The organism is Staphylococcus sp. LKG4-2 (assembly GCF_050955665.1).
In the GTDB taxonomy this organism is placed as follows: Bacteria; Bacillota; Bacilli; order Staphylococcales; family Staphylococcaceae; genus Staphylococcus; species Staphylococcus saprophyticus.
This window is the reverse complement of record NZ_CP194532.1, coordinates 1,361,383-1,373,252: the sequence shown is the minus strand read 5'-3', so window position 1 is coordinate 1,373,252 and position 11,870 is coordinate 1,361,383. Positions and strand designations below refer to the sequence as shown.

Annotated in this window: 13 protein-coding genes and 1 other annotated feature (1 of these 14 running past the window's edge); all 13 genes read right to left on the bottom strand. The window is 32.0% G+C overall.

Features of this window, described 5'->3' with window-relative positions; all coding sequences use genetic code 11:
* Positions 1-7: 7 nt before the first annotated feature.
* The gene (gene hemB / locus ACM6UH_RS06785; protein WP_002483075.1) at positions 8-985 is read right to left on the bottom strand and encodes a porphobilinogen synthase; all 978 of its coding nucleotides are present in this window, start codon (positions 983-985) and stop codon (positions 8-10) included.
* On the bottom strand, positions 975-1,661 hold the full coding sequence (locus ACM6UH_RS06780) for a uroporphyrinogen-III synthase (RefSeq protein WP_011302931.1): 687 nt from the start codon (positions 1,659-1,661) through the stop codon (positions 975-977). The genes hemB and ACM6UH_RS06780 overlap by 11 nt, the downstream gene beginning before the upstream one ends.
* Positions 1,662-1,680: 19 nt before the next feature.
* Positions 1,681-2,607 carry a hydroxymethylbilane synthase gene (gene hemC, locus ACM6UH_RS06775; RefSeq protein ID WP_433911944.1) on the bottom strand — a complete coding sequence of 309 codons (927 nt, stop codon included), beginning with the start codon at positions 2,605-2,607 and terminating at the stop codon, positions 1,681-1,683.
* 53 nt (positions 2,608-2,660) lie between these two features.
* Positions 2,661-3,497, bottom strand: coding sequence for a cytochrome c biogenesis protein CcsA (gene ccsA, locus ACM6UH_RS06770; protein ID WP_041079988.1), 837 nt, complete (start codon positions 3,495-3,497; stop codon positions 2,661-2,663).
* Positions 3,498-3,518: 21 nt separating this feature from the next.
* Complete coding sequence (gene hemA, locus ACM6UH_RS06765; protein ID WP_047504003.1) at positions 3,519-4,850, bottom strand: glutamyl-tRNA reductase; 1,332 nt, start codon at positions 4,848-4,850, stop codon at positions 3,519-3,521.
* 172 nt (positions 4,851-5,022) lie between these two features.
* A complete protein-coding gene (gene yihA, locus ACM6UH_RS06760; protein ID WP_011302927.1) occupies positions 5,023-5,610 on the bottom strand; it encodes a ribosome biogenesis GTP-binding protein YihA/YsxC in 588 nt (195 codons plus the stop codon).
* 176 nt (positions 5,611-5,786) lie between these two features.
* Positions 5,787-7,049: an ATP-dependent Clp protease ATP-binding subunit ClpX gene (clpX, locus tag ACM6UH_RS06755; RefSeq protein ID WP_047504006.1), complete on the bottom strand. Its 1,263-nt coding sequence runs from the start codon at positions 7,047-7,049 to the stop codon at positions 5,787-5,789.
* Between the two features lie 186 nt (positions 7,050-7,235).
* Complete coding sequence (gene tig / locus ACM6UH_RS06750; RefSeq protein ID WP_002483068.1) at positions 7,236-8,546, bottom strand: trigger factor; 1,311 nt, start codon at positions 8,544-8,546, stop codon at positions 7,236-7,238.
* A 169-nt stretch (positions 8,547-8,715) separates the two neighbouring features.
* Complete coding sequence (locus ACM6UH_RS06745; protein ID WP_047504008.1) at positions 8,716-9,642, bottom strand: hypothetical protein; 927 nt, start codon at positions 9,640-9,642, stop codon at positions 8,716-8,718.
* 12 nt (positions 9,643-9,654) lie between these two features.
* Positions 9,655-10,266, bottom strand: a complete 612-nt coding sequence (locus tag ACM6UH_RS06740; protein ID WP_002483066.1) for an NUDIX domain-containing protein — start codon at positions 10,264-10,266, stop codon at positions 9,655-9,657.
* A gap of 326 nt (positions 10,267-10,592) precedes the next feature.
* Positions 10,593-10,949, bottom strand: coding sequence for a 50S ribosomal protein L20 (gene rplT / locus ACM6UH_RS06735; RefSeq protein ID WP_002483065.1), 357 nt, complete (start codon positions 10,947-10,949; stop codon positions 10,593-10,595).
* 51 nt (positions 10,950-11,000) lie between these two features.
* Positions 11,001-11,201 carry a 50S ribosomal protein L35 gene (gene rpmI, locus ACM6UH_RS06730; RefSeq protein WP_002483064.1) on the bottom strand — a complete coding sequence of 67 codons (201 nt, stop codon included), beginning with the start codon at positions 11,199-11,201 and terminating at the stop codon, positions 11,001-11,003.
* A gap of 28 nt (positions 11,202-11,229) precedes the next feature.
* Positions 11,230-11,757 (bottom strand): translation initiation factor IF-3, encoded by a 528-nt coding sequence (gene infC / locus ACM6UH_RS06725; protein ID WP_002483063.1) that lies wholly within the window; start codon positions 11,755-11,757, stop codon positions 11,230-11,232.
* A gap of 23 nt (positions 11,758-11,780) precedes the next feature.
* Positions 11,781-11,870, bottom strand: a sequence feature (ribosomal protein L20 leader region); it runs 40 nt beyond the window's last position.

Genomic DNA, 11,870 nt, shown 5'->3' with positions numbered 1-11,870 from the left:
CTAATCACTATTGTTCGTCTAAATAACGACAAATATCTTTTGAAAAATACGTAATAATCATATCCGCACCAGCACGTTTCATGGAAGTCATTTGTTCCATAACAACTGCTTTTTCGTCTATCCAACCATTCAATGATGCGGCTTTAGTCATACTGTACTCACCACTTACATTATATGCAACAACTGGAACGTTCGTAGTATTTCTAACATCTCTAATAATATCTAAGAAGCTAAGGGCTGGTTTAACAATCATCATATCTGCGCCCTCACGTAAATCACTATCTAGTTCTCTCAATGCTTCTCTACGATTAGCTGGATCCATTTGATAAGTCTTACGATCTCCAAACTGTGGTGTTGATTCTGCAGCATCACGGAAAGGACCAAAGAAACTTGATGCATATTTAATTCCGTAACTCATAATTGGGACATTATAATATCCAGCGTCATCTAGACCTGCTCTGATTTCAGCAACAAAGCCGTCCATCATATTACTAGGTGCAATGATATCCGCACCAGCTTCAACTTGTGATATAGCTGTTTTCACTAATAATGGTAGTGATTTATCGTTATCTACATCTTTCGTTTGTTCATTAATGACACCACAATGACCGTGGTCTGTATATTCACATAAGCATGTATCTGCAACAACTAATAAGTCATCATACATAGCCTTTGCTTTTCTTGTAGCTTCTTGAACAATCCCATTATGATCATATGCACCTGTTCCTATAGCATCTTTTTCATTTGGAACACCGAAAAACATAACACCTCTAATGCCTAAATCATATGCTTCTTTAATTTCTTCGTCTAATACATTTAAGCTTAATTGGTAAACGCCAGGCAATGATTTAATTTCTTCTTTAACATTATCACGTTCTACTACAAAGATTGGATAAATTAAATCTTCTTTGTTCACATGTGTTTCTCTAACTAAATTTCTCATTGATTTACTACTACGTAAACGTCTATGTCTATCAAATTGCATTTTCTTCCCAACTTTCTAAAATTTTATTAACTAAAGCATCTAATGTCTGTATATCAGCAACGATACCTTGTTTTTGATAATGATTCAATGTATCTAGCGTTTGTTGCCCTATCACAAAATAATTATTAAATGATACGTTTTGATTATCTTCAAAAAAATAACGCACTGCGGATGAACTTGCGAATGTAATTGCATCCACTTTGCCTTGCTCAATCAACATTTTAACATGCTTAATATGCTTTGTATGTGGCACAGGCTCATATAAATCAATCTTTTGAACATTATAATTTTGTTGTTTCAATCCTTCTTCAAGCGTGGACCTAGCAGCTGCACTAGAAGGTAATAAAATATTGCTTTGTTCATGTGTTTTAAATGCTTTCAGAAATCCTTCTTGCGAATAGTCTTTAGGACAAAATGATACTTTCAATCCAATTGAAGTACAATAATCTGCAGTTTTTTCACCAATCACAGCAATTTTTTTGTAATTCAGTTTAGATAAGTAGGGTTTGAAGTATTCCACAGCTTTTTTGGACGAAAAAATAAGCCAGTCATAATTAACATCGAGTAAATTCAGATTAAATGATAATGGTTCTACATTTATGAAAGGTTTATGTAGTATACATACATCTGATTTATAAAATTCACTCGTTTGAGTCATTACTATAACTGGTCTCATTTATTTTCACCTCGAAGTATTATTGTTCTTCGTTTAGTGCTTTAATTATTTCATACGCGCCTTGTTCATTTAATACTTTAGTCACTTCTTCACCTAATGCAACAGGATCTGTGCCGCGTACAGTGTGCTGATATCGTTCTTTACCATCTGGAGACATGATTAACCCTGTAAATTCGATTGTGCCATCAGCTTCTTTTGTTGCATAGCCACCGATTGGCAACTGACAACTACCATTCATTCGAGTTAAGAACGTACGTTCAGCAGTGACACAATCAGCAACATCTTGATTATGAACTTTGCTCAATAGTGATAAAAGGGTCTCATCATCTGAACGACATTCAATGCCTAATGCACCTTGACCTATTGCTGGAATTAATGTTTCTTTGTCTAAATAGCTCGTGACGATATCATCAGACCAACCCATACGTTTTAATCCGGCAGCAGCTAGAATGATTGCATCATAATCTTCTGTTTCAAGTTTATTTAAACGAGTATCAATATTTCCTCGTATCCATTTAATTTGTAACTTAGGATATTTTGCAAGAATTTGTGCACCTCTGCGTAACGAACTTGTTCCCACAATGCTATTATCAGGAAGTTCATTTAAAGGAACATGATTTTTTGCAATATATGCATCGTATGGATTTTCACGGTCAGGGATACACCCTAAAGTTAACCCATCAGGAATGACGCTAGGTACATCTTTCAAAGAATGTATCGCCATATCGATGCCATGATTAAATAATTCATTTTGAATTTCTTTCACAAAAAGGCCTTTTCCGCCTACTTTCGATAATTGTTTATCTACGATGAGGTCACCCTTTGTCACTATTTCTTTAATTTCTATTTCTAAACTTGGGTCAATAGCTTTTAATTTATCTATAAATTGTCGACTTTGTGTTAAAGCCAATTTACTTCTTCTTGAACCAACGACTAACTTACGCATTTTGCGTAACCTCCTAGCAATTTAGCGTTTTATCATTTATATTTAGTATCTCTTTAAATCCCAGTCCATTGATGAAAATCAGAAACATGGGAAGTGAATAATAAATTAATCATGTTTAAACAAAATAGAATGATATTAATATAAATCAACTTATGTTTTGATATCGACTGCCTTACTCTTAATAATAAGTATAAACCATACAATATCGTAATAATTACAGACATAATTACTTTCGGATCTACAAAAATATCCATCCCAATCGTATTGATGCCCCATTGAGCACCTAAAATAATGCTTAATATGATAAATAAAAAACCCACTAAACTATTATAAAATACAACTTTTTCAAGTGTAGCTACACTACTAATTCTAAAGTATTTTTGAGTAAATCGCTTTTGTTTCAAATTTTTAAATTGAATTAAGTATAAAATGCTATTCACAAATGCAAAGGCAAAAACAGCATAACTTATTATCGCAAACGTTACGTGTACAATAAGTAATTCATTGATTACATTCAATTTTTCACCAGCACCTTGATAGTGCATAGGTTGAAATGTACTAATTGCGATAAAAACGAAGCCAATTATATTAAATAAGAAAATGGATATATTGACTTGTTTAATCACACTAATCACGATTGATATCGAAATAATCAACCACGCAAGTGCAAATAATACATCAAAAACATTGCCCAATGGCACTTGATTTGTTGCGGTTACATAAAAAGATAAGGAGATTGTTTGTAACACCCAAACAATCCCCAATGTAACAAATCCAATGTTTCTAATCTTATAAAACCTTTTAATAAAATCAAAAAAATAACAAGCAATACTAAATAGATAAATTAATAATATTAGTTCATTTAACCTTATGAATAATAGTTCTTGCATATTATCACCATTTGCTAATGCTTATTCAAAACTTAAGATTTGACCTGTTTTCATATTGTTCTTTTGCTTTTTAGCTTCATATGCATTTTCAGCTTCAATATCAAATATGCTTTGAAATAGCTCTAATTTTTCGTTACTTTTCTTATCACTACTCAATTCTTTAGCTTGTTTTATAGGATCTTTCAACATTTGGTTTATAATGCTTTTTGTATGTTTTGAAATGATTTTGCGTTCTCTTTCAGATAATCCAGGTAATTTTCTGTCTATACTATCCATTGTATCCTCTTGAATTGACATGGCCTTTTCTCTAAGTGCGCGAATAACTGGCACAACACCTAACATATTAACCCATTCATTATGTGCTTCAATTTCATTTGGAATGTTTTGTATAATTTGTTCTGCTGCTAGTTGGCGTTCTCTCAGATTAGCATCTACTAAACCTTTCAAATCATCAACATCATAGCTAAACATATCATGGATTGTATCTATATTCGGTTCAATGTCCCTAGGAACCGCAATATCAATCATTACTAATGAATCGTGTTTACGTTCAGTGCTAATAGATTGCAACATTTCATTTGTCACAATATAATTTTCTGAACTTGTTGAACTTATTACTATATCTACGTCTGCTAAAAGTCTTGGTAATGATTCCATTGGTTCAAATTTAACATGATGTTTCATTGCTAAATCTTGAGCTTTACTCAATGTTCTATTTACAATTGTGATATCAGTTACACCTGAACCAATTAAATTTAAGAGTGATAATTCACTCATATCCCCTGCACCTATAATTAAAGCTTGCTTATTATTGACTTTGCCAAACACTTTTTTACTCAGTTCAACAGCCGCATACGAAACACTTACTGCATTATCAGCAATATCAGTCTCATTATGTGCTTTCTTCGCAAAAGTAATTGCTTGTTTAAATAGATGATTAAAGATAGTGCCTGTTGTATCTTCTTCTTGAGCTAAAAAGAATGCGTTTCTAATTTGCCCTAGAATTTGTGTCTCACCTAGTACAACAGAATCTAAACCTGAAGTGACTTGCAATAAATGTTTTACTGCTTCGTCCCCCACTTTTACTTCAGTCATATTTTTAATATCCTCAACATCTAATCCAAATGATCTCGCTAAGAATCTCTGTATATAATAGCGACCCGTATGAATTTGATCTGCAACAGCATATACTTCTGTTCGGTTACAAGTTGATAGTATAACGTTTTCTAAAATAGATTTCGTTTCATATAAATCAACATTGGCTGAACGTATGGCATCATCTTTGAAAGCAACTTTTTCTCTAAGTGCTACATCTGCAGTACGATGATTAATGCTTACCGCAATTAAATGCATTTATAACGCCCTCCATACATATTACAATAAGTTTATTATAACACAATTATGACATGCGTTAAGTAACTCGTCCTGTAAATTAGAAGAATTATAATCTGTAGTCATATTGTTGTCATAATTATACTTAATTTTCTATTATATGTAATGATAAAAAGCCTGTTCTTTATAATAATTACAAATACTTTTCTATAACATTCCAAATTTGTTGTTGTTTATTATTTTTCACAGATGAATAACTTATAATTTCATCTTCAGGTTCCATTTCTAATTTTTGTTGAATATTTGCTAAGTGTTTTTGTACTTTGCCTTTTGCAATTTTGTCTTCTTTAGTTGCTACTACAAATGTAGGAATTTCATAATATTTTAAGTAGTTATACATTAAAATGTCATCCTCTGTTGGGTTATGTCTTAAATCTACAAGTTGAATGACTAATTTTAATTCTTCTCGCTGTGAAATATATTTTTCAATCATTTTGCCAAAAGCTTCACGTTGTTTTTTGCTCACTTTAGCGTATCCGTATCCTGGTACATCGACAAATACAAGTTGATTATCTATGTTATAAAAATTAAGTGTTTGTGTTTTCCCAGGTTGTTGTGACGTACGTGCCATATTTTTTCTACCAATCATGCTATTAATAAATGTAGATTTTCCTACATTAGATCTTCCGCTTAAACCAACTTCACTTAGACCTGTTTCAGGATATTGTTCTGGTTTCACCGCACTTATCAATAATTCAATCTCGTTAGGATTAACTTTCATTTTCGTCCCTCTTTTCTGTTAAACTCTCTGATTCATTATATTACACAAATTATTAAATGAATATGTATTCTCACTATAAAGTGGTTATTTTGAAAAAAATAAAAATAGGAGTGGGTTAGCAATCTCAATTAACTTTGATTGCTTAGTCCCACTCCCAGTTTACTACTTAAAATATATTAAGCAGATGTTTGTTCTTTATTTACAAGATTTCCATCTTTATCGTAAAGTTCAGGTTCATTTTCATCATTAATCGTTTCTGCAGTAATTACTACTTTAACAACGCCATCAGAAGATGGTACATCGTACATAATATCAATTAATGCTTCTTCGATAATTGAGCGTAATCCACGCGCACCTGTTTTACGTTCTATTGCCTTATTACTAATTGCTGACAATGCTTCATCTGTAAATTCTAATGTGACATCATCTAGTTCAAGCATTTTAGTATATTGTTTAACTAAGGCATTTTTCGGTTGCGTTAAGATGTTTTTTAATGCGTCTACATCTAATGTCTCAAGGTTCGCTACAATTGGCACACGTCCAATAAATTCTGGAATTAAACCATATGATTGTAAATCTTCTGGTCTAATTTGTTCAAGAATCGCATCTTCATCATACTTAGATGCTTCGCTACTAGAGAAACCAATTACTTTTTCACCTAATCTACGTTTGATTACTTCGTCAATACCATCAAAGGCACCACCAAGTACAAATAAGATGTTAGTCGTATCAATTTGAATTAACTCTTGGTTTGGATGCTTACGTCCGCCTTGTGGTGGAACACTTGCTGTTGTGCCCTCTAAAATCTTAAGCAATGCTTGTTGGACACCTTCCCCAGATACATCACGTGTAATCGACGTGTTTTCTGATTTTCTGGCAATTTTATCAATTTCATCGACATAAATAATACCTTTTTCAGCTTTATCTATATCAAAATCAGCAGCTTGGATTAAACGTAGTAATATATTTTCAACATCATCACCGACATAACCAGCTTCTGTTAAACTTGTAGCATCAGCAATTGCAAATGGTACATTTAATGTTTTAGCTAATGTTTGTGCGAGAAGTGTTTTACCACTACCAGTTGGACCGATTAAAGCAACATTACTTTTTTGTAATTCCACTTCGTCTTCGTTAGGTCCTAATTGTTGAACACGTTTATAATGATTATAAACAGCAACAGCTAATGATTTTTTAGCTTTTTCTTGTCCAATAACATAATCATTTAATTTGTCCATAATTTCTTTAGGTGTTGGTAATTCAGTTAGCCCTTCAGGCTCTGATTGAGCTAATTCTTCTTCAACTATTTCTGAACATAGCTCGATACACTCATTACAAATATACACGCCACTTCCTGCTACTAGTTTTTTAACTTGGTCTTGATCTTTACCACAGAAAGAGCATTTTAAATTTTCTTCATCTTCATTGAATTTGAACATTCTATTTACACCCCTATTCCCTAAAGACTATACTAGATAGTATTTTAATATGCAACTTACACCTTTCACAAGTTATTTGCATAAAATAGTGTAGCAGACACATTATTTGAATGCATCTGCTACTAGTTTACTATATTAAACGACTAACATATAATTCACAAAACAATTTGCTCTATTTATATTTAGTTACGCTTCTGAGTCATCTTTAGATGGTTCTACTAATTTAGCTTCATCAACTAATAAGTCGATAACTTTTTGAATACGTACATCATTTTTAACGATATCCGTATTACCTAGTGTTTGTTTAATATCTTCTACTGAAATATTAAATTGTTCACTCATTTTTTCTAATTCTTTATCGATATCATCATCTGAAACTTCAATATCTTCTGCATCAGCGATAGCAGTTAATGTTAAGTTTGTTTTAACACGTTCTTCTGCATCGTCTTTCATTTGTTCTCTTAATTGTGATTCATCTTGACCAGAAATTTGGAAATAAGTTTCTAAATTAAGACCTTGTTGTTGCATACGTTGTCCAAATTCTTGAACCATGCGATCTAACTCAGTATTAATCATTGCATCTGGAACATCAATTGAAGCATTGTTTGCTGCTTTGTTAATTGCTTCTTCTTTTTGATTGTTTTCAGCATCTGTTTCTTTTTGTTCAGTTAGACGTTTACGTAAGTTTTCTTTATATTCATCAACAGTGTTTGCTTCTGAATCTAATTCGTTAGCAATTTCATCTGTTAATTCTGGAACATCTTTATATTTAATTTCATTAACTTTTGTTTTGAATGTAGCTTCTTTACCAGCTAATTCTTCAGCATGGTATTCTTCTGGGAATGTAACGTTAACATCTTTTTCTTCACCAGTTTTAACACCTACTAATTGTTCTTCGAATCCTGGAATAAATGAACCTGAACCAATTTCAAGATCGTAGCCTTCAGCTTGTCCACCTTCAAATTGTTCTCCATCAACATAGCCATCAAAGTCAATGTTAACTGTGTCGCCATTTTCAATAGCGCCATCTTCTTTAACAACCATTTCTGCTAAATGACCTAATTGATGATCAATTGATTCTTGTAATTCTTCATCAGTTAATTCAACATCTTGTTTTTCAACTTCTAAACCTTTGTAGTCACCTAATTGAACTTCTGGTTCTACAACAACATTAGCTTCAAATGTCATTTCTTTACCTTTTTCAATTGATGTTACATTGATTTCTGGTTGGTCAACTGGTTTAATTCCAGTTTCGTCAATAGCTTCACCATAAGCTTCTGGTAATAAGATATCAACTGCATCTTGATATAAAGCTTCTACACCAAAGCGTTGTTCAAAAATTGGACGTGGAACTTTCCCTTTACGAAAGCCAGGTACATTGATTTGTTTAACTACTTTTTTGAAAGCTTGATCAATTGCTTTGTCTACTTTTTCTGCTGGAACTGTAACGCTTAATACACCTTCGTTACCTTCCTTTTTTTCCCAAGTTGCTGTCATGTATAAAAACCTCCATGATTATCCTATTTTATTTTTTCAACTTCACTATTATAGCATAGGACTATTCACTACACAAACCCTGTGCTTATAACATTTTATTTTCCTGTGAAATTGAAATTATTTGCTTTATTATAACACTATTTTTTACAATTACCCGAAATACAAATGATTAATTATTCAATTTATCTATTTCAGTAATAAATTGAATGGCCGCATTAGACTCATCTAATGATTCTAAACCTATCATCGCTTTAAAGTAATTTGTATATGCCTCAACCCAAACATCTATATGAGCGATTCGCTCGATATCCAATGGATAAAATAAAATGGCATGATTATTCATTAAATGAAGCGCTTCTTCTATCAATTGCGCAGCATCTTCTTCAATGTGCTGAATCACATTTGGAATGATGTTAAGTTTAAATTCAGTATGTTCTAATCCTGGTAATTTGCTAGGTATAACAGACATGTCAAAATTGTATTTTATTATATCTATCTCTTGATCATATTCTGCAAAACGTAAATATTCAAGCATGATACTTAACACATTAGGTGTGAGAGTAACATGCTCAATAATATTCACAACCGTATTTTTATAGCTGAACTGACTATAATCAATTAATGTAAGTATCGTATTAATTTGATCACGAAGTGAAATTGAGTCGAAATCTTGAAGCATTTTGGTAGCATGTTCATTATGGCTATCTATTTGACTCATTGCATATTCTTTAATCGGGAACAATTCCATTCTAGTTCTATGGTCATTAACTTCATCTATAATTTGATTGATGACTTCTACTACTTGAAAATACTGTCCCAAGCCGTTTAAACTTTTCACATAATAAACCATTAAATCATCATACTTTGTCGTTCCTTGCTTAAGTAAAATAATGGCCTCTTCACGTAATTCTAGAAAATGCTGCATATTATATAACATTGAACATTTTAATAAAGCCATTTGTTCATCTAATTCGAAGTGTTCTTCAAAGTCTTCAAACAATTGATACATTTGCTCTAAATCATTGCTATTAAACGATTGCTTAATTTCTCTAATCAGTTTTTCTTTTGATCGAGGAAAAGGAATGACATCGGACATCTTTATACACCCCTACTGTTTAGCTTGTAATATTAAAGCGCTCCATGATTCAAATTCATCATAGTTATCAATTTTACTTTGATCTACCCATTTTATTCTCAATGTGTCGGTTTCTTTTGATTCTACATCATTACTATTTACATTGATTTTAAAGACGACACCTAGATGTACTTCGCCTACTTCATTCGTGTCATCATTGATGAAACCGATGTAAGCTAAATTCTGAGATTTGCTATCAGATAAACCAACTTCTTCTTCTAATTCTCTTTGAGCGTTAACTCTCAACACTTCATTTATAGATTCAGCACCCTTAACATCATTCATATGACCACCAACACCGATTGACGACTGACCATGTAAACGTGCCTCTCCACCACCAGACAAACGTTCATAAACTAAAATTTCATCATGTTCATTTTCTAATATGCAATATGAAATTAATTGTTTGTATGATGGGTCTTCTTCCATATCACCGCGTCGTTTTATCTCATATTTTGAAAGTGTGTCAAAAATATCTTGACCTTTTGTAGTATTTTTATCTAAGAAACCATTAAATTTATTTTTTTCATTATCAAATAAAATTGTTCTTGGAACTACTGTTATCATTTCATCAAATTTAGACATTAGTTTCTCCTTCATATATGACTTCTTCATTATTTTATCAAACCGTAGTTATTTATCAAAATGATTATTCAAAATCATATTGTAGATTGTTAATATAACTTTAGAAATTACAAAAATTAATTTGCTATGTATTTTAATCTCATTCATTAAATTTAAGACAACAAGAGAAAAGTTGAATTTTCATTGTTTAACTTTTCTAGAATTAAATTGAAACGAATCGATAAACATAAATGATCTCCAATATAGAGATTGCATTTCAACCATCTTTTGTCCTATATGACAAAGAGTCTGAGACAATAATTCATGTCCCAGACTCTACTTGATTATTATTTTAAAGCATCTTTTGCTTTAGCTACTAATTCACCAAAAGCTTTTTCATCTGAAATTGCAATTTCAGAAAGCATTTTACGGTTGATATCAATTTCAGCTTTTTTCAAACCATTCATTAATCTTGAATAGCTCATGTCATGTTGACGAGCTGCTGCATTGATACGTGTAATCCATAATTTACGGAAATCACGTTTTCTTTGACGACGGTCACGGAATGCATATTGACCTGATTTCATAACTTGTTGTTTTGCTACTTTATATAATGTACGTTTTGAACCGAAGTAACCTTTAGCTAATTTAATCGTCTTTTTACGACGCGCTCTTGTTACTGTTCCACCTTTAACTCGTGGCATAATAAATTCCTCCTCTAAATATGTTCGATCTTATCTTTTTTATATCGTTAATTATTTTTTATAAGCTAATAATTGTTTTACACGTTTCATATCTGATTTGCTTACTAATGAAGCTTTACGTAATTTACGTTTTTGTTTAGTACTCTTGTTTGCAAATAAGTGAGATGTGAAAGCTCTAGAACGTTTTAATTTACCTGAACCAGTTCTTTTAACACGTTTAGCTGCTCCACGGTGTGTTTTCATTTTAGGCATGATTCATTTCCTCCTGTAATATCGATTATTATTTTTCGTTAATTGGACTTAACATGATGAACATTTGACGTCCATCCATTTTAGGTCTTTGTTCAACTGTAGCGATGTCTTTGCATTGTTCTGCAAATTTTTCTAATACACGTTGACCAATTTCTTTATGCGTAATTGCACGACCTCTGAAACGAATTGAAACTTTACATTTATCGCCTTTTTCTAAGAACTTACGTCCATTTTTCAATTTTGTTTGGAAATCGTGTTCCTCAATTGTTGGACTTAAACGAATTTCTTTAAGGTTGATTGTTTTTTGTTTCTTTTTCATTTCTTTTTCTTTTTTCTGTTGTTCAAATTTGTATTTACCGTAATCCATAATTCTAGCAACAGGTGGTTTAGCGTTTGGAGCCATAATGACTACATCTAAACCAACGCGTTCCGCCATTTCTAGAGCTTCATTTTTAGTTTTAACACCAATTTGTTCTCCGTCTTGACCGATTAAGCGTAATTCTTTTGCACGAATCTTTTCGTTAACTTGAGTTTGATCTTTTGCTATGGTTGACACCTCCAAGATTTTTACGAAATTATCCCAAGCAAAAAGAGCGAGTATATAATATACCCGCTCTTCTCTACACATGAAATTAACATGTATATATAAGACCTGCCAACTGCCTATAG

Coding starts and splice junctions, on each gene's coding strand:
- ACM6UH_RS06780 (WP_011302931.1), bottom strand. CDS start 1,661: ATGAGACCAGTTATAGTAATGACTCAAACGAGTGAATTTTATAAATCA.
- hemC (WP_433911944.1), bottom strand. CDS start 2,607: ATGCGTAAGTTAGTCGTTGGTTCAAGAAGAAGTAAATTGGCTTTAACA.
- rpmI (WP_002483064.1), bottom strand. CDS start 11,201: ATGCCTAAAATGAAAACACACCGTGGAGCAGCTAAACGTGTTAAAAGA.
- ACM6UH_RS06740 (WP_002483066.1), bottom strand. CDS start 10,266: ATGTCTAAATTTGATGAAATGATAACAGTAGTTCCAAGAACAATTTTA.
- hemA (WP_047504003.1), bottom strand. CDS start 4,850: ATGCATTTAATTGCGGTAAGCATTAATCATCGTACTGCAGATGTAGCA.
- ccsA (WP_041079988.1), bottom strand. CDS start 3,497: ATGCAAGAACTATTATTCATAAGGTTAAATGAACTAATATTATTAATT.
- clpX (WP_047504006.1), bottom strand. CDS start 7,049: ATGTTCAAATTCAATGAAGATGAAGAAAATTTAAAATGCTCTTTCTGT.
- yihA (WP_011302927.1), bottom strand. CDS start 5,610: ATGAAAGTTAATCCTAACGAGATTGAATTATTGATAAGTGCGGTGAAA.
- ACM6UH_RS06745 (WP_047504008.1), bottom strand. CDS start 9,642: ATGTCCGATGTCATTCCTTTTCCTCGATCAAAAGAAAAACTGATTAGA.
- tig (WP_002483068.1), bottom strand. CDS start 8,546: ATGACAGCAACTTGGGAAAAAAAGGAAGGTAACGAAGGTGTATTAAGC.
- hemB (WP_002483075.1), bottom strand. CDS start 985: ATGCAATTTGATAGACATAGACGTTTACGTAGTAGTAAATCAATGAGA.
- rplT (WP_002483065.1), bottom strand. CDS start 10,949: ATGCCACGAGTTAAAGGTGGAACAGTAACAAGAGCGCGTCGTAAAAAG.